Below are 23,373 nucleotides of genomic sequence, written 5' to 3'. Positions count from 1 at the left end.
TCTCTTTTATATAACTTAAGTCCTTATCGGACTTTTATTTCTTCTCGATCGGTGTAGCTATCTTCAGAAATAATTTCTTGAATGCGGGTGGGTAAGGTGTTTCAAATTCCATCAATTGCCCGGTTACGGGATGATAAAAGCTTAGTTTAAAAGCATGAAGAGCCAATCGGCCTATTGGGTTTTTACCATCGCCATACTTCACATCGCCCAGTACCGGATGTTGCAAATCTTTCATGTGTACACGAATCTGATTTTTACGTCCTGTTTCTAATTCAAGCTCTACCAAGGAGTAGCCATTGGCACGCTTAATGGTTTTGTAATGCGTGATGGCTTTCTCACCTCCGTTGTCTGTCATACTCGAATAGGTGATAAACACTTTATTGTCTGTCAGCCACGAAGTGACCGTACCGTGATCTTTCTCTACATCGCCCGAAAGTGCAGCTACGTAACGACGGTCTTTTACAATCTCGTCCCAATAATCCTGTAGCGTAAATTTTGTCTTTTCGTCTTTGGCGAATAGCATAAGTCCCGATGTATCCTTATCCAATCGATGTACGATGAAAACGCGGAATTGCTTGCCCGAACGTTGCACGTACTCATTCAGAATAGAGTGTGCGGTACGTTCCTTTTGTCGGTCGGTACCCATTGAAAGCAATCCCTCCCTTTTGTCTACCACAATCAGGTATTCATCTTCGAATACGATTTTCAATAGGTTGCTGTGGAACTCTTTTCTTCCTTTATCCTTGCTTATCTGCACCTTCATGCCCGGTTGCAAAGGGAAATTAAATTGTGTCGTTATCACGTTGTCTACGTAAACGACACGTTTGCTGAGTAGCGATTTTAGTTTGTTACGGCTCGCATCGGGCATTTGGCTGGCAAGAAATTCCATGAGTTCCATCGATTTCTTGACGGGGAAGGTGGTATACTTAGCCAAAGCGCGGGTAGCACGCTTTTCTTTATCTACTGCTTTTTTCTGTTTCATTCGGTGGGTCTTAATTCAAGTAAAACGACGTTCTCTACATGATGGGTATGCGGGAACATATCGACAGGCTGTATAGCCTTCACTGCATATTTGGCGTCGAGCAACTGCAAGTCGCGTGCTTGTGTGGCGGGATTACAGCTCACGTAAACAATGCGTTTGGGTTCGGCAAACAAGATGACATCTACTACATCCTGATGCATACCGGCACGAGGAGGATCGGTGATGATGACATCCGGGCGACCATATTCGTTGATGAAGTCCTGTGTAAGCATATCTTTCATATCGCCGGCAAAGAACAAGGTATTGTCAATTCCGTTGATCTCGGCGTTTACCTTGGCGTCTTCGATGGCTTCGGGCACATATTCGATGCCGATTACCTGACGAGCTTGGCGCGAAACAAAGTTGGCGATGGTACCCGTTCCGGTATAGAGGTCGTAGACCAATTCATTTCCGGTAAGTCCGGCAAATTCGCGGGTAATCTTATACAGGTTGTATGCCTGCTCGGAGTTGGTTTGATAGAAAGACTTCGGGCCGATTTTGAAACGCAGTCCTTCCATCTCCTCGAAGATGTGATCGTTGCCGCGGAACACATGAACATCAAGGTCATTGATGGTGTCGTTGCACTTATTGTTGATGATATAGAGTAGCGAAGTGATTTCGGGGAAGCTATCGGCAATAAATTGCAATATATTCTTGAAGAGTTCCATTTCGCTATCCTCTACAATCTTGCAGATGAGAATCACCATCAGCTCACCCGTAGTCGAGGTACGCACAATCATATTGCGTAACATACCTTCTTGTGAGCGGAGATTGATAAAGGAGTAATTATGCTCGTAGGCATAATCGCGTACTGCGTTGCGGATGCGGTTAGAAATATCATCTTGCAACCAGCATTTTTCAATAGCCAGTACCTTATCAAAGGCTCCGGGGATATGGAATCCCAAGCCATTCATCTGATCGTAAGTTACATTTTGCTGAATATCTTCCCAAGTAAGCCAGCGTTTGTTTGAGAACGTAAATTCAAGTTTGTTGCGATAGAATTCAGTTTTAGCTGAACCCAATATAGGAAGAATTTCGGGAAGTTCAATCTTACCAATGCGTTTCAGATTGTCTTCTACCTGTTTTTGCTTGTATTTGATTTGCTCCGAATAGGGCAATACTTGCCATTTACAACCTCCGCAAACACCATAATGTTCGCAGAAAGGAACAGCGCGCACTGAAGAGTATTCATGAAACTTCACTGCTTCGGCCTCGGCATAATGATTTTTTTTACGCTTAATTTGTAAGTCTACCACATCGCCCGGTACTACGTAGGGTACAAAAACTACCAGGTCGTTTACTTTTGCAATGGCTTTTCCTTCGGCAGCCACGTCCGTTATTGTCACCTTCTCCAGTAGGGGAAGTACTTTTTTGTTTCTTGCCACTTTTACACCAATCTAATAAATTATGTCGCAAAATTAGCTCTTTTTTCTGGATTTATCTCTATGTAAACACATAATAAAGATTGCAATGTGGAAATTGCAGTTCGGTCGAAAGTTTTTTCTTTAAAAGTTTTCTGATATGCGAAATATCGTTAGATTTGCGAAATAGAAAACCACAATCTAACTTTAAACATATACTTATGGACAAGAAAAGAGTTTATACCTTTGGAAACGGTCAGGCGGAAGGCAAGGCTGATATGAAGAATTTACTTGGAGGAAAAGGTGCCAACCTTGCCGAAATGAACCTTATCGGGGTTCCTGTACCTCCCGGATTTACCATTACTACCGAAGTTTGCACAGAATATTATCAATTAGGACAAGAGAAAGTGGTGGCTTTGCTTCAAAAGGAAGTAGAACAAGCCATTGCCAATGTGGAAGTATTGATGAAATCTAAATTCGGCGATATTGAGAACCCGTTACTTGTCTCCGTTCGTTCGGGTGCCCGCGCCTCTATGCCGGGTATGATGGATACCATTTTAAATTTGGGGCTGAATGATGAAGTAGTAGAGGGGTTGACTCGTAAGACCGGCAATGCTCGTTTTGCTTGGGATTCTTATCGCCGCTTTGTACAAATGTATGGCGACGTAGTACTTGGAATGAAACCTACCAATAAAGAAGATATAGACCCGTTCGAAGCAATCATTGAAGAAGTAAAGCATGCCCGCGGAGTAAAACTTGATAATCAACTCGAAGTAGAAGATTTGAAAGAATTAGTGAAACGCTTTAAAGCAGCCGTAACTGCCCAAACCGGAAAAGACTTTCCGACCGATGCTTACGAGCAACTTTGGGGAGCAATATGTTCCGTATTCAACTCTTGGATGAATGAGCGTGCTATTCTTTATCGTAAGATGGAGGGTATTCCCAGCGAATGGGGAACAGCTGTTAGTGTGCAGGCCATGGTTTTTGGTAATATGGGTGAAACATCGGCTACCGGTGTTTGTTTCTCGCGCGATGCAGGAACAGGCGAAGATATCTTTAACGGCGAATACCTGATCAATGCACAAGGCGAAGACGTGGTGGCCGGTATTCGTACCCCGCAGCAAATTACCAAAGAAGGATCACAACGTTGGGCTATACTGGCGGGTGTAACCGAAGATGTTCGTCTCGCCAAATTCCCATCGATGGAAGAAGCGATGCCCGAAATATATAAGCAACTCGATAAGTTGCAAACCAAACTCGAAAGCCATTACCGGGATATGCAAGACATGGAGTTTACCGTTCAGGAAGGTAAACTATGGTTCTTGCAGACACGTAACGGCAAGCGTACAGGAGCTGCCATGGTGAAGATCGCTATGGATCTGCTGCGTCAAGGAGTGATTGATGAAAAGACAGCGTTGCTCCGTGTAGAACCGAATAAGTTGGATGAACTCCTTCACCCTGTATTCGATAACAAGGCGTTAAAGAAAGCAACGGTATTAACTCGTGGACTTCCGGCTTCTCCGGGTGCTGCTACCGGACAGATTGTATTCTTTGCCGATGATGCTGCCGCTTGGTCGGCAGGTGGTGCTAAGGTGATTATGGTTCGTATCGAAACTTCACCCGAAGATCTTGCCGGTATGGCTGCCGCACAAGGTATCTTGACCGCCCGTGGTGGAATGACCTCTCATGCAGCAGTAGTAGCTCGTGGTATGGGCAAATGCTGTGTATCGGGTGCAGGTGCGTTGAATATAGATTACAAAGCTCGTACGGTAGAGATTGATGGCGTTGTACTGAATGAAGGCGACTATATTTCACTCAATGGAAGTACCGGCGAAATATATCAGGGTAAAGTCGAAACAAAAGCTGCCGAACTATCGGGCGATTTTGCAGAGTTGATGCAATTGGCCGATAAATATACCCGGTTGAAGGTACGTACCAATGCCGATACGCCTCATGATGCAGAGATTGCACGTAAGTTTGGTGCTGTTGGTATCGGACTCTGTCGTACCGAACATATGTTCTTCGATGGCGAGAAGATTAAAGCCATGCGCGAGATGATCTTAGCTGAGAATGTAGAAGATCGTCGCAAGGCTTTAGCCAAGATATTACCTTATCAGCAAGAAGACTTTATGGGAATCTTTCGTGCGATGGCGGGCTTCCCGGTAACAGTACGTTTGCTTGATCCTCCTTTGCACGAGTTTGTTCCCCATGATGTGAAGGGACAACAAGACATGGCTGATATGATGGGCGTTACACTGCAACAAATTCAACGTCGGGTCGAATCGCTTTGCGAACATAACCCCATGTTGGGACACCGTGGTTGCCGTTTAGGAAATACGTATCCTGAAATTACGCAGATGCAAACGCGGGCTATCTTGGGTGCAGCAGTTGCATTGAAAAAAGAGGGGGTAAAAACAATACCCGAAATCATGGTGCCATTAACAGGTATCTTATATGAATTTAAGGAACAAGAAACGATTATTCGTAAAGAAGCAGCCGACTTGTTTGCCGAATTGGGCGATAGTGTTGAATTCTCTGTAGGAACCATGATCGAGATTCCTCGTGCTGCTTTAACTGCCGATCGTATTGCTAGCTCTGCCGAATTCTTCTCCTTCGGAACCAACGATTTGACACAAATGACCTTCGGCTATTCTCGCGATGATATTGCTTCTTTCCTTCCCATATATCTGGAAAAGAAAATATTGAAAGTAGATCCTTTCCAAGTGCTCGATCAGAAGGGAGTAGGACAGCTTATTCGCATGGCTACTGAAAAAGGTAGGAGCATTCGTCCGGACTTGAAATGTGGCATTTGTGGAGAACATGGTGGAGAACCTTCTTCTGTCAAATTCTGCCATAGAGTGGGCTTAAACTACGTTAGTTGCTCACCCTTTAGAGTGCCGATTGCTCGTTTGGCAGCCGCACAAGCTGCTATAGAAGATTGATGAAAAATATTTAAATTAATAGGAGAGAGGAAGTTACGTTTATCGAAGCTTCCTCTCTTTTGTTGTGTCCAGTTGATACATTTATAAAAAACTAACTAAAAAGTTGTGTACTGTGAATATCTATTTTACCTTTGCACCCCGAAAAAAAAAGGTATTAGGCTTTTGCCTAAGAAAATGTTTAACTTAAAACCCCAAAAAAAGAAAATGAAAAAGATTGTTGTATTTTTATTTGTTGCTATGGCAACGTTGATGGTTAATGCACAGGATATTTATGTAGGTGGATCACTTGGCTTGTGGCACAATCACGATGCAGATGCAACTTCATTCACACTTACACCCGAAGTTGGTTATAACTTGAATGATAACTGGGCACTGGGTGTTACGCTGGCTTATGCTCACGGAGAAGTAAATTCGGCATGTGTAAACAAATTCGGATTGGCACCTTATGCTCGTTACTCTTTTTATCAGAACAAGGTAGTTCGCCTGTTTGTTGACGGTGGTTTTGGCTTTTCTACTTCTAAAGTAAAGCACCATGATGCAGTGAATGGTTTTGAAATTGGTGTAAAACCAGGTATCGCTATCAAGCTGAACAAAAGCTTTAGTCTGATCGCTAAATGTGGTTTCTTAGGCTACAGAGATGATTATATGGTGGGCGACAATGGCTATGGATTTGGCTTCACAAGTGAAGACCTGAGCTTTGGTTTTCACTATGAATTTTAATTGATATAGCGTCTCTTACGTTTAAGGGGAATGTAACAAGATAATTCTTTGTTGCATTCCCCTTATTCTTTGAATATAGCTTGATTAATCGGCTAGTTCCTGAAGCTTCTTAAAGTGTTCGATAACTCCTCGGTAGTCGCGATCGTTGCAGGCGTCAAATCGATTCCATATATCTCCCAGGATAGCAGCTCCCCCAAATCCGAAATCTTTTATTTCCAGCATATTATCAGCATCAATACCTCCAAGGGCAATTACATTACTATCGATGATTCGCTCTTTTTTTGCCTTTCTCAACTCCTCGGGAGTATACGCAGCGAAGTAATTTTCTTTTGATATACTGTCATATATCGGACTCATAAAAACATAATTATAAGAGTCTTTCTTCTCCTTTACTTCCTCTATCGAATGACATGAGCAACTGATTTGTCCTGAATAATTGTCAGGCTTTTCGGGGTTTCTAGCATTCAGGTGAATCCCTAACAGATTAAATTCCTTTTTTAAATAGAAATGCTCATGAGTCACTATGCGATGATGATATTTTTCGGGAATTAACGTCAGCAGGCGTTCTGCATAAACAGGAGCGGTATCGGGCTTTCTTAGATGTAGAATGTCCAATCCTTCTTCGAACAGAGCGGTTATTATTTTGTCTTCCTCTACGAAGAAAGTAGGGGTAGTAACTACAATTAATTTCATCTTATTTGTTAAACTATTTAAGTTTAGCAAAAGTACGAATTAACTCTATGACAAGCCAACGTTTATAGTGAAAAGATGTTAGATTGCAATGTTCGCAGATCAATAGTCCATAATTTGCCCGATAAAACATCACCAAAACCACCTATAATCTTCAAAACTTCGCTTGCTTCGATGCTACCGACAACTGCCGGTGTTACTCCCATTACCCCTTTGGAAGGAGGGGGCATACGTAGCATCTCCTCTTCATTCGGATATAAATCGCGATAGGTTTTTGGGCTACTGCCGTGGCTAAAGACGGATACCTGCCCTTCGAAACCACAAATGGCTCCGTATACATAGGGCTTATTCAAGGCCATGCAGGTATCACTGATCAGGTATCGGGTGGCAAAGTTGTCGCAACCATCTACCACGATGTCATACGAACTGATCAGCTCACGGGCATTCTGTTTACTAAGCCGTTCGGGATAGTAGTTAACGGTTATCTCACTGTTTAGTGAATGCAAATGTTCGGCTGCACAAGCGGCTTTCGGTTGGTCAAGCTCCTTCTCGGCATATAGAACCTGACGTTGCAGGTTGCTGATGCTTACGCAGTCATCATCAACCAGCCCGATAGTACCTATACCTGCACCTGCCAGATAGAGGGCAATGGGAGAACCGAGTCCTCCCACGCCAATAATCAATACCTTGGCTGCTTGTAGCTTCGCTTGTCCCTCTTCTCCAATTTCAGGCAGAAGAATTTGTCTGTCATAACGCATAAGATTTGCTATTGTTTTGTGTTTCGTTTTTGTGTTTCGATACTTTATTGTCAAAAGCCTGGTCCCAATCCTTCCACACCGGTTCGCGTCCCAGCTGCTTTAAGGCTCGTTCTACCTCTATCGCTTTGCGTTCGTCGCTTACGTGAAACTGTTCCAACGTTTGCGGATAGCTGTAATAACCACCCGGTTCCGTTTTACTCTCGGCACTCATGGTGGTTACACCCAGTGTTGCCATGTGGTTTCTAATCTCAGGACTTTCGCGGGTGGAGTAGGAGATGTCTACATCACGATCGAAGATACGCATGGCAAAGGTTAGCTGTGCCAGTTCACGGTCGCTAAGCACAACATTGGGTTGAAATCCTCCATTCTCCGAAGGGCGCATACGGGGGAAGTTGACACTGTATTTTGTCTTCCAATAGTGCTTCTGCAAGTAACGAAGGTGATGAGCCATCATCGTAACATCAGTTCGCCATTCCTCCAGTCCGATGAGAACGCCCATACCTATTTTGTGTACACCTGCTTGTCCCATACGGTCGAAACCGTTGACGCGCCATTCAAACTTCGACTTCATACCCCGAGGATGATACCGTTTGTAGTTCTCACTGTGGTACGTTTCCTGAAAACAAATGACCCCGTTTAGTCCGTGATGAGTCAGCTCTTCGTACTCCTCGGTTTGTAGTGGCATTACTTCGATTTGCAAATTGCTGAAGTATGGTTTGGCCAGATCGAGTGCACGAGCAATGTAGGGAACACCTGCTACGGCAGGATTCTCGCCTGTAACCAACAGCAGATTGTCAAAAGGTGCCAGCTTCTTGATGGCTTTGTATTCGTTGACGATTTCCTCTTCTGTGAGTATGGTACGTTTCATCGGGTTGCTGATGTGGAACCCACAGTAAACGCACGAGTTGGTGCATGAGTTGGTTAGATAGAGGGGAACGAACATCGAAATCGTTTTCCCGAAACGCTCGATGGTATATTGCTGACTAAGGCGTGCCATCACCTCTATATAAGGAGTTGCAGCAGGAGAGATAAGTGCCATGAAGTCATCCACGTCGCGATGTTCTTTCCCGAGTGCACGGCGCACATCGTCGTCTGTTTTGGAATAGATGGCTTTTGTCGTCTCTTCCCAAGATATTTTTTTTAATTCATCTGAGAACATAGTATTCTTCTTTATTAGTCTAAGCTCATTCCTTTGTTTTGGTATTCTTTAAGTCTCTGGACAAGCGCATGGCACAGAAGTTAGGACCGCACATCGTGCAATATTCTCCTTCGGTATGTTTGCCCGCATGGAAATAAGACAAAGCGCGTTCGGGGTCGAGCGACAGGTCGAACTGATCTTTCCATCTGAATTCGTAACGTGCTTTGCTCAATGCATTGTCGCGTACCTGTGCTCCGGGATGTCCTTTGGCCAGATCGGCTGCATGTGCAGCTATCTTGTAGGTGATGACTCCCACGCGTACATCCTCCTTATCGGGTAGTGCCAGATGTTCTTTGGGGGTTACGTAGCAGAGCATGGCCGTGCCCAACCATCCGATTTGTGCCGCACCAATGGCCGAGGTGATATGATCATACCCCGGTGCAATGTCGGTTACCAACGGGCCCAATGTATAAAAAGGTGCGTTGTGGCATTTCTCTATCTGCCGTTCCATGTTCTCTTTGATTTTATGCATGGGCACATGTCCGGGTCCTTCAATAAAGGCTTGTACATTCTTATCCCACGCGCGGAGCACCAATTCGCCCATCGTATCCAGCTCGGCAAACTGTGCTTCATCGTTTGCATCATGTATGGAGCCGGGACGCAAACCGTCTCCCAACGAAACGGCTACATCGTATTGTGCCAGAATATCGCAGATATCGTCAAAGTGTTCGTATAGGAAGCTCTCTTGATTGTGAACCAGACACCACTTACTCATGATGCTACCTCCACGGCTCACGATACCACAAAGGCGTTTCTCTGCCAGGTGCACGTTTTGCAGCCGAATACCTGCATGTATCGTAAAGTAGTCAACCCCTTGTTCGCATTGCTCAATCAGCGTATCGCGATAAATCTCCCAACTGAGCTCTTCTACCTTTCCGTTGACCTTTTCGAGTGCTTGATAGATGGGTACCGTACCCACCGGAACAGGGCAGTTACGGATAATCCATTCGCGGGTTTCGTGGATGTTTTCGCCTGTCGACAGATCCATTAACGTATCGCCTCCCCACTTACAACTCCAGATGGCCTTCTCTACCTCTTCGTCAATACCCGATGTGGTAGCCGAGTTGCCGATATTGGTGTTGATTTTAACCAGGAAGTTACGTCCGATAATCATCGGCTCTGCTTCGGGGTGATTGATGTTGGCCGGCAATACAGCTCTTCCCTCAGCAATCTCTTGTCGCACAAACTCGGGTGTGATGTGTGTTTCAATGCCCAAATCCTCGCAGTTCATGTTTTCACGAATGGATACATACTCCATTTCGGGGGTGATAATTCCCTGTTTGGCGTAAGCCATTTGAGTGATCGGTTGATTCGCTTTCGCCCGGTAAGGTAGGGCAATGTGCTCAAACCGCAAGGAGTCGAGCGTGTGGTCGTCACGACGCATGCGTCCGTATTGCGAACTTACTTCGGATAGCTGTTCCACGTCGCCACGGCTTTGTATCCACTCTTCGCGCAAGCGGGGTAATCCTTTCTTTAAGTCGATCGTTATCTGTTGGTCGCTAAAAGCACCGCTTGTGTCGTAGATGAAAATATCCGGGTTGGGAGTTATTATTTTCTCTTCGCCCTCGAAGGTGGTGCTGGGTACTTGCTCTACTTTGCGCATAGCTACGCGCATGTTGGGAAACAATTTACCGGGTATATATACTTTCTCTGAGCGTGGGAAGGTTATTTTTTGTTTCATTCTTCGTTCTTTTTTTAGGGATGTTTATTTGTTTAGAAAAGCCGTGAGTGGCGAGCTTGCCTCTGCCACAAAGTGACGGGCTTGTGTACCCAATCCGGCTTCATAAGCCATGCGTCCCGCTTCTGTGGCTTGTTTAAAGGCTTTGGCCATCTCTATCGGATTGCGTGCTACCGCAATGGCGGTGTTTACCAATACGGCTGCCGCACCCATCTCCATTGCTTCGGCAGCATGGCTTGGGGCACCAATTCCTGCATCGACTACAACGGGGATACCTGCCTGTTCGATAATAATCTGCAGAAATTCTTTGGTTTGCAATCCTCTGTTTGTTCCAATAGGTGCACCCAACGGCATCACGGTTGCTGCACCGGCTTCTTCCAGTTGTCTGCAAAGTACCGGGTCGGCCTGGCAATAAGGAAGTACCACGAACCCTAGTTTCGCCAACTGTTCGGTCGCTTTAAGTGTCTCTACCGAGTCGGGAAGAAGATAACGTGGATCGGGATGAATCTCCAGTTTGAGCCAATTGGTACCAAAAGCCTCTCGTGCCATTTGAGCTGCAAAAACAGCCTCTTCGGCATTGCGTACTCCCGACGTGTTGGGCAGTAATTGCAGACGCGGGTGGATGATGTGTTGTAGCATGTCATCCTCCTGATTATTCATGTCTATGCGTTTCATGGCTACTGTCACCATCTCTGTGCCCGATGTCAGTATAGCCTGTTCCATTTGTTCGTTGGAGTAGAATTTTCCTGTTCCCAGAAAGAGGCGCGAGTCGAATGCTCGCCCTGCAATAATTAGTTTTTCCATTCGTCTTTTATTTATAGGTATCCGTTGATTATTCGTTTTGTTTCTTCTCTTGGATCTTCGGCTTGGAGTATGCTGCCCGAGAGTGCAATACCGTTAACTCCCAGTTGTAGGAGTTCCGGAATATCCTCGTTCGTAATGCCGCCTATGGCTACTATGGGCAATGAGATGCCGGCCTCCTTCATCCGGTTGATGAGAGTTGCATATCCTTCGGCTCCCAATACGGGGCTTAGGTTTTTCTTTGTTCTTGTAAACCGATAAGGACCTACACCTACATAATCTGCACCTGCGCGGTAATGCATCAGTACATCTTCGAAATTATTGGCTGTTCCGCCGATAATGAAAGCCTCGCCCAGTATGCTTCGCGCCTGATCAACGGGCATATCTGTTTTTCCCAGATGTACCCCATCTACCTCGAGTTTTCGGGCAAGTTCTACGTGATCATCTATGACCAGAATCGCTTCGTGCTCCTTGCAAAGCGGTTTCAGTTTCAGGGCTACTCGCTCTATCTCTTCGAGTGTAGCTTCTTTCATGCGTAACTGAATCCATTTGCATCCCCCTTCGAGTGCCATGATTGCCGATTCGAGTGTGTTGTATCGATCGGTTTCGTGTGTGATAAACTGTAAACTAACCATCATTTACCCTCCGCATGCTGCTTTGATGATAACCAAATGATCGTTCTCGTGCAGGGTATGTTCGCCCCATTGCGTACGAGGAATGAGTTGATTGTTTACGGCTATAGCAATCCCTTGAGCAGGAAGCTCTAATTGTTTTGTCAGTTCTGAGATGGTTGAAGCAGAGATTAGTTCCACTTCTTTGTTGTTTACTTGTACTTTCATTGTTGCAGATAGATTATAAATGAAAGTAAATACAAAGAGAGTGCTTATATTGAATGGCGGTAAGAAGAAACACAATCCCTACGTCAGTACTAACTGAATCAGGTTCTAGGGTATAATCTCAGCTCCTTTTCGGGGCACCCCTTTGTTTTTACGTTGGCAAAGTAAATGAAAAAGGAGCAGAAAAACGATAATCTGCTCCTTTATTTTTTATGATTCTTTTATTTCCGGATTTTTGATTGGGTGAGAAAATATAAACCGGGCCCCTGTTTTATAGCTATTGTCAATCCAGATGTTGCCTCCCATGTGTTGAATGGTGAGCTTACAGATAGACAGCCCCAATCCGGTTCCTTGTACAAACTCATTCAGTTTCTCAAAACGATCGAATACCTGTTGTTGTTTCTCCTCAGGAATACCACATCCGGTATCGGTTACTGTGAACCGTACAAACTGATTGGTTTTATCGGGTTCGAAACTGAGCACAATTTCTCCTCCGTCGGGGGTAAACTTAACCGAGTTATTAAGCAGATTCATAATGATTTGTTGCAAGCGCAACGGATCGGTGTAGAGTATGTAAGATTCCAAATGAGTCTCCAGCCGTATATCAATCTGTTTGGTTTTGTTCTGGTTGACCAACATAATCATACTTTGGCAGTGTGCTACAATATCACACCATTCGTATGTAAACTGCAATTTGCCCGACTCCAATCTTGAAACATCCAAAATGTCATTGATTAACTGCAGCAACAGGTTTGAGTTGGTTTGAATGATAGAGGCATACTCTTCTTGTTCTTTATTGCATTGCACACTATTAATTAACAGGCTCGAGAAGCCCACAATGGCATTGAGCGGCGTACGTACCTCGTGGCTCATGTTCGACACAAAGGCACTTTTCATCCGGCTGGCTTCTTCGGCCTGATTTTTGGCAAGGAGCAACTCTACCTCCGACTCCTCCAGTTTCTTTTTATCTGCACGTAATTGTTGGGTCGATTCTTCCAGGTGGTTGCTTAGTATTTTGGTCTTGAAATAATAGTAGAGCGAAACGATAAGACCCAGTAGCAACGTCAGAATAATGGCAATGGCTGTTTGCACTTCTACTTTATATGCTTCGAAGAAACTGGGAGTAACGTTGATGACGGTCGAATTTTCTGGCAATTGCTTCTTGGCAAAGCCTAACTCTTCGAGCTTCTTTGCATCAAATTTATATTCGTTAGAGAGTGTTACCAGCTCCGGGTGAGTGGTGTCGTTTAGGTCCACAACCTCGTATGCTTTCTGCGCCATTCGTTGTGCTACTCCACTATAGTTAGGCACATATCCGCCGATAGCCCAGTAACCGATTCCGCTCGATGTAAGACTGAAAGTCGGCAAAAGAGGTCTCGCATTCGTAAATGCATAAGCCGAATTGTTGACATAAGCCATTTCCCGACAGTCGATTCGCCAGATACCTATCAGTATTACGCTGTTGTCCGGCACCCCTTTTAACTGTTTTACAGCCATATCTAAGGTCGATTTTCGTCCGTCGATAAAGGTTGATCCCAATTCCGGATGGCTTTGAATCTTTTTCTTGATTAACGCATATTGAATAAGCCCGTTGTATGTGTTGTCTGAGATGAAAGCTAAATGTTTCATTTTAGGGTAAAAATCTTTCATCAGACTGATCCCTTTGTCTAAGTTATACTCATATGAGAAGCAAGCTTGTATATTGAAAGGTTTCATTCGCTCAATCACATCGACACTAACGGGTTCATAGGTTTTGATATCTATATCCGGCGAAGGCACTTCAATACTGTAACGAGAAGCCATGGCGCAAATCGTTGGGATTTTTCGATATGAACTATCTTCTAGCTGGAGGAAGCTATACCATGCCTCTCCACCCAATAGAACGAGTAGCCGAATCTTTGGATGCTTGCCGATGATCCCTTCCACTATCTTGGGCCATTGCGGTGCTTGCGCCAAACTGGTAATGTTCATATTTTCAACAACAATAGGCAATTTTCCCCCTTTCTCTTGATAGGCACTGATGAAAGCAGTGATGTTGTCGTACGTATATTTCGTGTCGGAACTATAAGAAGTAATTATTAATATTTCGTCTTTTGCTTCCTCATTAATTTCCTCTCCATAAACCGACTGAGAAGCAGAAAGCAGAGTTGTGATAAGAACGAAAATGTAAATAACCTTGTTGATAGATTTTTGTAATATCATAAAATTAATACATTAATATGCATACAAAAATAACACTTAACTTTTAATAATCGGCTATGTAATAGCGTTTTTCTGACTATAATATATGTAGCAAAAACCGACCATACAGATTTAACCAGTATAAAGTCTGTATGATCGGTTAATAGTCTTTCATTAATCAAAGAAGTTTTGTGGTATAACTTCTTTACTTGACAACTACATACGTTGTTCTACCACATCCCAGTCGATAATGTCCCATAAGGCGTTGATATGGTCGGCTCTGCGGTTCTGGAAGTCCAGATAGTAAGAGTGTTCCCATACGTCAAAACCTAATAATGGTTTCAGCCCGGCGCGAAGCGGATTGCTTCCGTTTGCTTCTTTGGTGATGTGGAGTTTTCCAGCCTTATCAACCGATAGCCATCCCCAACCCGATCCGAATAAGCCTACCGAGGCTGCATTCATTTCTTTCTTGAAATTTTCGAAACTACCAAAATCGCGCTTAATTGCCTCGCCTAGTTTGCCTGTGGGCTCTTTTTTGGATGGTTTGTGAGCAAACTGCAAGAAATAAAGCGTATGGTTTAATACCTGACCGGCATTATTGAAAATAGCTCCGTCGGGTGCAGTAGCTACGATCTCTTCTACTGTTTTTCCTTCAAACTCAGTACCCGGAACGAGGCTGTTGAGGTTGTTTACATATGTCTGTAAGTGTTTACCGTAGTGAAAATCAATTGTTTGCTGACTGATTACAGGTTCCAATGCGTTATTCGCATAAGGAAGTGTTGGCATTTGATACGTCATAGTCATTAAAATTAGCGACATTAATAATGTATTCATCTTAAGTTATTTTGATTGAATATACTTTATTTATAACAAGCAAAGATTGCAGAATGTTCGGAGGTCTCCAAAGTTTCCTTTATCTTTGCGACAAATATCATATTTAAAACGAATGGCTGATTATTTAAATGAATTGAATGAAAGTCAGCGTGATGCGGTACTCTACAACGACGGCCCCTCGTTGGTTATAGCGGGTGCCGGATCGGGCAAAACGCGTGTACTTACTTATAAAATAGCCTATTTGCTCGAAAGCGGATACAATCCTTGGAATATTCTGGCTCTAACCTTTACCAACAAAGCGGCACGCGAAATGAAAGAGCGTATCGCCCGGCAAGTGGGTGAGCAACGGGCACAACGCTTGTGGATGGGCACCTTTCACTCTGTTTTCTCTCGTATTCTGCGTGCTGAAGCATCGTACATCGGTTTTACATCGCATTTTACCATATACGATACTTCCGATAGCAAAAGCTTGCTGCGCTCGATCATTAAAGAAATGGGACTCGACGAGAAGGTATATAAGCCGGGCAGTGTGCAGTCGCGTATCTCAAATGCGAAGAATCACCTGGTGCTTCCTTCGGCCTATGCTTCTAATAGAGAGGCTTATGAAGGTGATTTGGCGGCCAAAATGCCGGCCATACGCGATATCTACCGTCGGTATTGGGAGCGTTGCCGGCAAGCGGGAGCCATGGACTTTGACGACCTGTTGGTGTATACCTATGTGTTGTTTCGCGATTTTCCGGAGGTGGCCAAACGCTATTCCGAACAGTTTCGCTATGTGCTCGTCGATGAGTACCAAGACACGAACTATGCACAGCACAGCATTGTTTTGCAGCTTACCCAGCTCAATCAGCGCGTGTGTGTGGTAGGCGATGATGCACAGAGTATTTACTCTTTTCGCGGGGCAGATATCGACAATATTCTTTATTTTACCAAAATCTATCCCAATACCCGGGTATTTAAACTCGAACAGAACTATCGCTCTACCCAAACCATTGTGTGTGCGGCCAATAGCTTGATCGAAAAGAACGAACAGCAAATACGCAAGGAGGTCTTCTCCGAAAAAGAACGCGGCGAGCCTATAGGCGTTTTTCAGGCTTACAGCGACATGGAGGAGGGAGAGATTGTGGTCAATAAGATAGCCGAGCTGCGCCGTAAGCACGATGGCAGCTATAACGATTTCGCCATACTCTACCGTACCAATGCGCAGAGCCGTATCTTTGAAGAGTCTTTGCGCAAACGGGGCATGCCCTACAAAATCTATGGCGGACTTTCGTTTTATCAACGTAAGGAGATTAAAGACATCATCGCTTATTTCCGTCTGGTGGTAAACCCTAATGATGAAGAGGCTTTCAAGCGTATCATTAATTATCCGGCGCGCGGTATTGGCGACACAACTGTGGGCAAAGTCATTGCTGCCGCCAATGATAGGGGAGTGAGCCTTTGGGCGGTTCTTTGTGAGCCGATTACCTACGGCCTGACTATTAATAAAGGTACCCATACCAAACTGCAAGGTTTTCGCGAACTGATAGAAGGCTTTATCGAGCAGGTGAATGAGAAAAGTGCCTACGAGATCGGTACCGAAATTATTCGCCACTCGGGCATCATCAATGATGTTTGCCAAGATACATCGCCCGAGAACCTGAGCCGCAAAGAGAACATTGAAGAGCTGGTAACGGGGCTGAATGATTTCTGCGCCATGCGTCAGGAAGAAGGAAATACCAACCTCTCGCTCATCGATTTCCTTTCAGAAGTATCACTGCTCACCGATCAAGATTCGGACAAAGATGCGGATGGCGAAAAGGTAACACTGATGACTGTTCATTCGGCCAAGGGATTGGAGTTTCGGCATGTTTTTGTTGTAGGACTGGAGGAGAATCTTTTTCCCAGTAGCATGGTAGGCGATTCGCCAAGAGCGATGGAGGAGGAGCGGCGTTTGTTTTACGTAGCTATTACCCGTGCCGAGGAAAATTGCTTCTTATCGTTTGCCAAAAGCCGTTTCCGTTACGGTAAAACTGAGTTTGGCAACCCGAGCCGCTTTCTGAAAGACATTGATACCCGTTTTCTAAAGCTTCCGCAAGAGAGCATTCTGGGACGTAGGGTCGACGAAGGTGCCGGTCGTTTTCGCCGCGAGATGGAGGGAAGTTCGTTTAAAGAACGGCAACGTCCGCAGGCGCAAATTATTGCACCGACACTGCCTCGCAACTTGAAACGAATGGATTCCTCTCCCGTACCTCCTCCCGCTGCATCGACAGATGCTGCCGTGGCAGATATTCAAGTGGGACAATCCATCGAGCACGAGCGTTTCGGGCTGGGCGAAGTCGTAAAAGTAGAAGGAACGGGCGATAATGCCAAAGCAACCATCCGTTTCAAAAATGCCGGTGAAAAGCAGTTGCTGCTTCGCTTTGCTCGCTTTAAAGTCGTGAAGTAATACTTGCTTGCTTCTTCTTTGTTAGAGAAGATTCTGGGACATAAAATGTTTTATTTTTCTTACATTCGTTTCTTGTGTCTTGCAATGAGACTCCTCTTTCTTAACTTGTAAGTATTTGATTTTTAACAGATAAAGAAGTACGTACTCTTGCACTATAGAGTACGTACTCTATAGTGCAAGAGTACGTACTTTATCCATCAATGATATCTATCTCTTTTGTTCAATGAAATAGATAGATTATTCTCGGAAATAAAAGAATATTACAATTCTTAAAGTTGTTGATTCTAGCTCTTTTGAAAACACCCTGAATCAATCCCCCTTCATAATTAAGTAGAATATTGCTTGGTTGAAAAACATTCTGTATTTTTACGCCCAAATAATAATAAGCTTATTGCTGATATGATAGACTTTACCCATTTCCCTTCTCCTTGCTATATTATGGAGGAGGAATTATTGCGAAAAAACCTTAGCTTGATAAAAAGTGTAGCCGATAGGGCTGAAGTAGAAATTATTCTCGCCTTTAAATCGTTTGCCATGTGGCGTTCGTTTCCTATATTCCGTGAGTACATCGGGCACTCCACAGCCAGTTCGCTTTACGAAGCCCGTTTGGCACTCGAAGAGTTTGGAAGTAAAGCACACACATACTCTCCCGCTTATATCGAAGATGAGTTCTCCGAGATAATGCATTGCAGCAGCCACATTACTTTCAATTCGATGACACAGTTTAATCGTTTCTATCCTATGGTCAAAGCGGGTGGTGAAAGTGTGTCGTGTGGCATTCGCGTCAATCCCGAATACTCGGAGGTAGAAACCGAGCTATACAACCCCTGTGCACCGGGCACGCGCTTTGGCATCACTGCCGATTTGCTACCCGATACACTGCCTGTTGGTATCGAAGGTTTTCACTGCCATTGTCACTGTGAATCATCTTCCTTCGAGTTGGAGCATACGTTGGAACATCTGGAAGCAAAGTTTGGACGTTGGTTCTCACAAATCAAATGGCTGAATCTCGGAGGTGGACATTTGATGACCCGTAAGGACTATGACGTTGAACACTTAATTGCTTTGTTGCAAGGTTTGAAAGCCCGCTATCCGCATTTGCATCTTATTTTAGAGCCGGGATCGGCCTTTACGTGGCAAACGGGTGTATTGACCTCGGAAGTAGTCGATATAGTCGAGAGTCGCGGCATTCGTACAGCTATATTGAATGTCAGCTTCACTTGCCACATGCCCGATTGTTTGGAAATGCCCTATCAACCGACTGTGCGTGGTGCATCCATAGGCGATGATGGCCCTTATATATATAGGCTTGGTGGCAACTCATGTCTGAGTGGCGATTATATGGGTAATTGGAGTTTTGATCATGAATTGCAGATCGGCGAGCGAATTGTGTTCGAAGATATGATTCATTACACGATGGTAAAAACGAATATGTTTAATGGAATTCACCATCCCGGCATAGGCTTGTGGACAAAAGAAGGAAATGCCGAAATGTATAAGCGATTTTTTTACGAAGATTATCGGAACCGAATGAGTTGATAATCAAAAAGATTGTTTTGTAGGGAGTAGGATTCACTAATTTTCTGTTGAAAAAAGTAGGCTAAATGTTTGCAGATTTCGAAGAAATACCTACCTTTGCAACCGCAATCGCGAAAGTAGCTCAGTTGGTAGAGCATAACCTTGCCAAGGTTAGGGTCGCGGGTTCGAATCCCGTCTTTCGCTCGATTTGTTTGTTTTGTAATGCCCAGGTGGCGGAATGGTAGACGCGCTCGTTTCAGGTGCGAGTGTCGAAAGATGTGCAAGTTCGAGTCTTGTTCTGGGTACGAAACAAAAACAAACGAATGCTTTAATAATATTGGAGAGGTGGCGGAATTGGTAGACGCGCTACTTTGAGGTGGTAGTGACATTATGTTGTGGGAGTTCGAGTCTCCTCCTCTTCACTAAATATTAAAGGATTTGCGAAAGTAGCTCAGTTGGTAGAGCATAACCTTGCCAAGGTTAGGGTCGCGGGTTCGAATCCCGTCTTTCGCTCACAAAATAAATGAGTCTTCGAGAGAGAATGACTTGATTGAATAAAGCAGACATACTGCGAAAGTAGCTCAGTTGGTAGAGCATAACCTTGCCAAGGTTAGGGTCGCGGGTTCGAATCCCGTCTTTCGCTCAACAGATACCCATAGGAAAGTAGATTATCGTTAAACTGCTTTTTTATGGGTATATTTTTTATTATAACTTCTCGGGTAAGGATTAATAATGCTAAAGCGGAGAGACCGATTATCGTTTGGAGAGCGTCTATTGCTTTGTGTAAATAAAAAACTGCACGATTCAGGTTTATTAGCTGAATCGTGCAGTTTTGTTTATGTCTATTCTACTTCATACGGGCTGAATTACTTCAGCCATTTATCTAACCATTCAAAGAAGGTACGCTGCCAGAGTATACCGTTTTGGGGTTTGAGTACCCAGTGGTTCTCATCGGGATAAATTAGCAGTTCGGCTGGCACACCGCGCATTACAGCTGCATCGAAGGCAGCCATGGCTTGATTGGCCAGAATGCGATAATCCTTTTCGCCGTGGATACAAAGAATGGGTGTATCCCATTGATCGACAAATAGGTGGGGAGAATTGGCAAAGGTGCGTTGAGCAACCGGGTTTTGTTTCTCCCAATAAGCGCCACCCATATCCCAGTTGGCAAACCATTTCTCTTCGGTTTCGAGGTATTGCATTTCCATGTTGAAAATACCATCGTGTGAGATAAAGGCTTTGAAACGCTTGTCATGATGTCCGGCGAGCCAATATACGGAGAAACCGCCAAAGCTTGCACCTACGCATCCCAGACGATCTTTGTCAACAAAAGGCTCTTTGGCCATTTCATCGATGGCTGTGAAATAATCTTTCATACATTGGCCTCCGTAATCGCCACTGATCGCTTCGTTCCATTCGATGCCGAAGCCCGGAAGGCCGCGACGGTTGGGTGCTACTATAATGTAATCGTTGGCAGCCATGATCTGGAAGTTCCAACGGTAGCTCCAGAACTGACTCACGGGGCTTTGCGGACCACCTTCGCAGAATAATAGGGTAGGGTACTTCTTGTTGGGATCGAACTGTGGCGGATAGATCACCCATGTCAGCATGTCTTTGCCATCGGTCGTTTTCATCCAACGTGCTTCTACCTTACCCATTTCCAACTGGTCGTAAATTTGCTTGTTCTCCTGTGTCAGTTGCGTGGTCTGTCCGTCGAGTGTTACGGCATAAATCTCGTCGCCCATGCTGATGGAGTGACGCTTGGCTATCAACTTGTCGCCAAAAAGAGCTACACCTTCGTAATCATACATACCCGAGGTGATGGCTTTGATCGAATCGTTGGCCAGATCGAGGTTGTATATCTGTACTTCGCCATGCCATACGCCGGTGAAATAGATGTTCTTCGTATCGGCACTCCATACAAAAGCATCTACATTCGATTCGAATGCTTTGCTGGCAAAACGCTTCTCGCCGGTTTCAAGGTTCATGATGAACAGGCGGTTCTGATCGGCCTCGTATCCATCACGCTCCATGCTTTGCCAAGCGATGTATTTACCATCGGGCGAGTATTGAGGATTGGTATCATATCCCATCATCCCTTCGGTGATGTTTACGGTCTGCTTCGTTTTGAGGTCGTACACGTAGATGTCCGAATTGGTAGAGATGGCATATTCCTTACCGGTTTTCTTGCGCGAGGTATAAGCTATTTTATCCGAAGTGGTGTTCCATGCCAGTTGTTCGATGCCACCGAAAGGTTTCATGGGGCTTTCGTAAGGCTCACCTTCGAGCAGATCGAGCGGTTGGCCGATGCTGCTTCCATCGAAGTCGGCAATGAATGGGTGAGGAGCGGTTGTTACCCACTCGTCCCAATGTTTATACATGAGGTCGGTAATGATGATACCGGTTGCCTTGGGAAGGTCGGGGTATTTGTCAGCTGTACTTTTCACCGTTTTCACCTGTGATATAAAAAGAATTTTCTTTCCATCGGGAGAGATGGAGTAACCCTCGATGTCACCATCATATTGTGATAACTGTTTGCGTCCGCTACCATCGGGATTCATCTCCCAGAGCTGACTGCTTCCGCTCTCGTTGCTTAGGAATGCAATTTTACTCCCACCTTTGATCCAGGTGGCCTCGTTCTCGGCAAAAGAGGTATGGGTAATTTGTGTGTTCTCGCTTCCGTCTGCATTCATCACGAAGACTTCGCGGTTACTCTTGTTTTCGGGAACACTATAGTAGGCTACAGTGTAAACAACTTTTTTCCCATCGGGCGATACATTCAGTCCGCCAATACGACCCATTGCCCAAAGTGCTTCGGGGGTCATGCGCTTACCTTCAATCTTGATTGTCGATTTTTCGATAAGCGTTCCGGTTTGTCCTGCGTCTTTGGTTCCACCGCAGGCTGCTAACAACATCGTTGCTGACATAATGAATAGGTTTGCTCGTTTCATAAGTTTAAACGTTTTATACGGGACGAAGATACTAAATTAGATTTGCTTTTTCTGCCAATTACCTTTCTTAATATACAGATAAGAGAAAAGTAAAATAAAAATGGAATAGATATGTTCGGTAGTCCAACACAATGCCACATCGACTTTCAAGTACAGAATGAGGTAGGTGGTGTAGACAATGTAAATAGCCAGTACACCAAGCTCCAGTAGCAATGCGGTGCGTGTATTGCCTGTGCCCGATACGGCTTGAAAATAAATATTCGAAGGAATCATAAATAAATAAGAGGTGCACAACACCCATAAGGTGGGTATGGAAGCCATACGTAAATCGGGCATGTCTGTATAGATACCTAAAATAAGATTAGGGAACAAAGAGAAGAACACCAACAAGGGCACAATACAGAGATAGGCAATGCGTACATGTTGCCTGATGGTAACGGCTACGTAGGCTTTGTCGCCCTGGCCGATTAGGTTACTAACCAGCGAACCGCAGGTGGCCGCAAAGGCAATGGTGATCATAAACGGAATACCCGATACGTTTCGGATAATATTGCTGATGGCTAAGGCCCGTTCGCCCAGATGCTCCACGAAGAGGAAGAACATAAACCAGGTCGATAACGAAACCACGTTTTGAATCATCGTCCAAACGGAAGTGTTTAGAATCCGTTTCAATATGGTAGGTTGAAAGCGGGGTAGCTGATTTAGCCCGTACTTGGCACAATCTACCTTGCGCCAGGTATAAAGTATGAAGAATAAGACGGAAACCATCTCTGCCAGTGACGAACCGATCGCTGCTCCGGCAATGCCCAACGCCGGAAAGCCCAGCTTACCGAAAATGAGTACGTAGTTGAAAGCGATATTGGCTATCACCATTACAATCGAGTTCAGCGTCAGTGTTTTGGTTTGGGTAGTACCCACAAAGAACGCACGGAACATAACCATGACGAATGAGAAGAAGAACCCCAGCACGCGCCACTGGATATAACTCTCGGCAGCAGCGTTGATACGTGGCGATGAGAGAATACTGCTTAAAATCTGAGGGGAAAAATAGAGAGATAAACTAACCAGCAGTGCTGCCAGTGCCAACAGAAAGTAGACTCCTTGATAGAAAATGGAACCTATTTGCCGGTACTGCTGTTCACCGTTTCGGCGAGCTATGAGTATTTGTGCACCGATGCTGAAACCGAATGCCATCATAAAAATGGCCATATAGTATACGCCGGCAATGGCCGATGCACCGAGTTCGATTTCTCCTACTCGCCCCAGAAAAGCAGTATCGGTCATTCCAATCAGCTGTTCCATGAGTAAGCTGACGAGAATGGGGTAGCAGATAATCCAGATCTCTTTATAGCTGTATTTTGTTTTCATGCTTGGTATGGATATAAAAAAACACGCAGATGACACAAATCGTAGAATCCGTGTTACCTGCGTGCTCGTAGTTATGATATTAAATCAC

General features: G+C 44.7%; 17 protein-coding genes, 5 tRNA genes and 1 riboswitch. Of the genes, 9 read left to right on the top strand and 13 right to left on the bottom strand.

Annotated elements, in window-relative coordinates; translation table 11 throughout:
- Positions 1-34: 34 nt before the first annotated feature.
- Positions 35-982 carry an RluA family pseudouridine synthase gene (locus TY03_RS10790; protein ID WP_042369963.1) on the bottom strand — a complete coding sequence of 316 codons (948 nt, stop codon included), beginning with the start codon at positions 980-982 and terminating at the stop codon, positions 35-37.
- Positions 979-2,406 carry a 23S rRNA (uracil(1939)-C(5))-methyltransferase RlmD gene (gene rlmD, locus TY03_RS10785; protein ID WP_042369960.1) on the bottom strand — a complete coding sequence of 476 codons (1,428 nt, stop codon included), beginning with the start codon at positions 2,404-2,406 and terminating at the stop codon, positions 979-981. The genes TY03_RS10790 and rlmD overlap by 4 nt, the downstream gene beginning before the upstream one ends.
- A gap of 197 nt (positions 2,407-2,603) precedes the next feature.
- Between rlmD and ppdK the strand changes: the two genes are divergently transcribed.
- Both ppdK and TY03_RS10775 read left to right on the top strand, forming a co-directional pair.
- Complete coding sequence (gene ppdK, locus TY03_RS10780; RefSeq protein ID WP_042369959.1) at positions 2,604-5,324, top strand: pyruvate, phosphate dikinase; 2,721 nt, start codon at positions 2,604-2,606, stop codon at positions 5,322-5,324.
- 204 nt (positions 5,325-5,528) lie between these two features.
- Entirely contained in the window at positions 5,529-6,044 is a 516-nt protein-coding gene (locus TY03_RS10775) for an outer membrane beta-barrel protein (RefSeq protein ID WP_042370201.1), read from the top strand.
- Between the two features lie 84 nt (positions 6,045-6,128).
- Here the strand turns inward: TY03_RS10775 and TY03_RS10770 are convergent, their stop codons facing one another.
- The 9 genes from TY03_RS10770 to TY03_RS10730 all read right to left on the bottom strand — a co-directional run bounded on the left by TY03_RS10770 (position 6,129) and on the right by TY03_RS10730 (position 15,020).
- The gene (locus TY03_RS10770; RefSeq protein WP_042369958.1) at positions 6,129-6,737 is read right to left on the bottom strand and encodes a thiamine phosphate synthase; all 609 of its coding nucleotides are present in this window, start codon (positions 6,735-6,737) and stop codon (positions 6,129-6,131) included.
- Positions 6,738-6,799: 62 nt separating this feature from the next.
- Positions 6,800-7,492, bottom strand: coding sequence for a HesA/MoeB/ThiF family protein (locus TY03_RS10765; RefSeq protein WP_042369956.1), 693 nt, complete (start codon positions 7,490-7,492; stop codon positions 6,800-6,802).
- Complete coding sequence (gene thiH, locus TY03_RS10760; RefSeq protein WP_042369954.1) at positions 7,482-8,651, bottom strand: 2-iminoacetate synthase ThiH; 1,170 nt, start codon at positions 8,649-8,651, stop codon at positions 7,482-7,484. The genes TY03_RS10765 and thiH overlap by 11 nt, the downstream gene beginning before the upstream one ends.
- Positions 8,652-8,676: 25 nt before the next feature.
- A complete protein-coding gene (thiC, locus tag TY03_RS10755) occupies positions 8,677-10,371 on the bottom strand; it encodes a phosphomethylpyrimidine synthase ThiC (protein WP_042369952.1) in 1,695 nt (564 codons plus the stop codon).
- Between the two features lie 24 nt (positions 10,372-10,395).
- Positions 10,396-11,172 carry a thiazole synthase gene (locus TY03_RS10750; RefSeq protein ID WP_042369949.1) on the bottom strand — a complete coding sequence of 259 codons (777 nt, stop codon included), beginning with the start codon at positions 11,170-11,172 and terminating at the stop codon, positions 10,396-10,398.
- 11 nt (positions 11,173-11,183) lie between these two features.
- Positions 11,184-11,804, bottom strand: coding sequence for a thiamine phosphate synthase (locus TY03_RS10745; protein WP_042370200.1), 621 nt, complete (start codon positions 11,802-11,804; stop codon positions 11,184-11,186).
- A 3-nt stretch (positions 11,805-11,807) separates the two neighbouring features.
- Positions 11,808-12,008, bottom strand: coding sequence for a sulfur carrier protein ThiS (gene thiS, locus TY03_RS10740; protein ID WP_042369947.1), 201 nt, complete (start codon positions 12,006-12,008; stop codon positions 11,808-11,810).
- 58 nt (positions 12,009-12,066) lie between these two features.
- A riboswitch (TPP riboswitch) is annotated at positions 12,067-12,160 on the bottom strand.
- A 55-nt stretch (positions 12,161-12,215) separates the two neighbouring features.
- Positions 12,216-14,207, bottom strand: coding sequence for a sensor histidine kinase (locus TY03_RS10735; RefSeq protein WP_042369945.1), 1,992 nt, complete (start codon positions 14,205-14,207; stop codon positions 12,216-12,218).
- Between the two features lie 195 nt (positions 14,208-14,402).
- Positions 14,403-15,020 (bottom strand): superoxide dismutase, encoded by a 618-nt coding sequence (locus tag TY03_RS10730; protein WP_042369943.1) that lies wholly within the window; start codon positions 15,018-15,020, stop codon positions 14,403-14,405.
- Positions 15,021-15,132: 112 nt separating this feature from the next.
- On the opposite strand from TY03_RS10730, the gene TY03_RS10725 reads away from it, so the two are divergent.
- From TY03_RS10725 to TY03_RS10695, 7 genes are all read left to right on the top strand, one after another.
- Positions 15,133-17,448: an ATP-dependent helicase gene (locus TY03_RS10725; RefSeq protein ID WP_042369941.1), complete on the top strand. Its 2,316-nt coding sequence runs from the start codon at positions 15,133-15,135 to the stop codon at positions 17,446-17,448.
- Between the two features lie 399 nt (positions 17,449-17,847).
- A complete protein-coding gene (gene nspC / locus TY03_RS10720; RefSeq protein ID WP_042369939.1) occupies positions 17,848-18,987 on the top strand; it encodes a carboxynorspermidine decarboxylase in 1,140 nt (379 codons plus the stop codon).
- Between the two features lie 110 nt (positions 18,988-19,097).
- A tRNA-Gly gene (locus TY03_RS10715) sits at positions 19,098-19,170 on the top strand.
- A 20-nt stretch (positions 19,171-19,190) separates the two neighbouring features.
- Positions 19,191-19,271, top strand: a tRNA-Leu gene (locus TY03_RS10710).
- Between the two features lie 34 nt (positions 19,272-19,305).
- Positions 19,306-19,388 (top strand) — tRNA-Leu (locus tag TY03_RS10705).
- A gap of 18 nt (positions 19,389-19,406) precedes the next feature.
- Positions 19,407-19,479 (top strand) — tRNA-Gly (locus TY03_RS10700).
- Positions 19,480-19,536: 57 nt separating this feature from the next.
- A tRNA-Gly gene (locus TY03_RS10695) sits at positions 19,537-19,609 on the top strand.
- Positions 19,610-19,832: 223 nt separating this feature from the next.
- Here TY03_RS10695 and TY03_RS10690 read toward each other — a convergent pair.
- A complete protein-coding gene (locus TY03_RS10690) occupies positions 19,833-21,917 on the bottom strand; it encodes a S9 family peptidase (RefSeq protein WP_042369937.1) in 2,085 nt (694 codons plus the stop codon).
- Positions 21,918-21,953: 36 nt separating this feature from the next.
- Complete coding sequence (locus tag TY03_RS10685) at positions 21,954-23,285, bottom strand: MATE family efflux transporter (protein ID WP_042369935.1); 1,332 nt, start codon at positions 23,283-23,285, stop codon at positions 21,954-21,956.
- Positions 23,286-23,373: the final 88 nt, after the last annotated feature.

Origin of the sequence: Bacteroides neonati, assembly GCF_000499785.1 — a bacterium.
In the GTDB taxonomy this organism is placed as follows: domain Bacteria; phylum Bacteroidota; class Bacteroidia; order Bacteroidales; family Bacteroidaceae; genus Bacteroides; species Bacteroides neonati.
Note: the sequence above shows the minus strand (reverse complement) of the source record. Positions and strands in the feature narration are given on the sequence as shown.

What these genes read in the sequence shown, in the direction of transcription:
- TY03_RS10790 (WP_042369963.1), bottom strand. Translation starts at nt 982, where the DNA reads ATGAAACAGAAAAAAGCAGTAGATAAAGAAAAGCGTGCTACCCGCGCT.
- ppdK (WP_042369959.1), top strand. Translation starts at nt 2,604, where the DNA reads ATGGACAAGAAAAGAGTTTATACCTTTGGAAACGGTCAGGCGGAAGGC.
- TY03_RS10775 (WP_042370201.1), top strand. Translation starts at nt 5,529, where the DNA reads ATGAAAAAGATTGTTGTATTTTTATTTGTTGCTATGGCAACGTTGATG.
- TY03_RS10770 (WP_042369958.1), bottom strand. Translation starts at nt 6,737, where the DNA reads ATGAAATTAATTGTAGTTACTACCCCTACTTTCTTCGTAGAGGAAGAC.
- TY03_RS10765 (WP_042369956.1), bottom strand. Translation starts at nt 7,492, where the DNA reads ATGCGTTATGACAGACAAATTCTTCTGCCTGAAATTGGAGAAGAGGGA.
- thiH (WP_042369954.1), bottom strand. Translation starts at nt 8,651, where the DNA reads ATGTTCTCAGATGAATTAAAAAAAATATCTTGGGAAGAGACGACAAAA.
- thiC (WP_042369952.1), bottom strand. Translation starts at nt 10,371, where the DNA reads ATGAAACAAAAAATAACCTTCCCACGCTCAGAGAAAGTATATATACCC.
- TY03_RS10750 (WP_042369949.1), bottom strand. Translation starts at nt 11,172, where the DNA reads ATGGAAAAACTAATTATTGCAGGGCGAGCATTCGACTCGCGCCTCTTT.
- TY03_RS10745 (WP_042370200.1), bottom strand. Translation starts at nt 11,804, where the DNA reads ATGGTTAGTTTACAGTTTATCACACACGAAACCGATCGATACAACACA.
- thiS (WP_042369947.1), bottom strand. Translation starts at nt 12,008, where the DNA reads ATGAAAGTACAAGTAAACAACAAAGAAGTGGAACTAATCTCTGCTTCA.
- TY03_RS10735 (WP_042369945.1), bottom strand. Translation starts at nt 14,207, where the DNA reads ATGATATTACAAAAATCTATCAACAAGGTTATTTACATTTTCGTTCTT.
- TY03_RS10730 (WP_042369943.1), bottom strand. Translation starts at nt 15,020, where the DNA reads ATGAATACATTATTAATGTCGCTAATTTTAATGACTATGACGTATCAA.
- TY03_RS10725 (WP_042369941.1), top strand. Translation starts at nt 15,133, where the DNA reads ATGGCTGATTATTTAAATGAATTGAATGAAAGTCAGCGTGATGCGGTA.
- nspC (WP_042369939.1), top strand. Translation starts at nt 17,848, where the DNA reads ATGATAGACTTTACCCATTTCCCTTCTCCTTGCTATATTATGGAGGAG.
- TY03_RS10690 (WP_042369937.1), bottom strand. Translation starts at nt 21,917, where the DNA reads ATGAAACGAGCAAACCTATTCATTATGTCAGCAACGATGTTGTTAGCA.
- TY03_RS10685 (WP_042369935.1), bottom strand. Translation starts at nt 23,285, where the DNA reads ATGAAAACAAAATACAGCTATAAAGAGATCTGGATTATCTGCTACCCC.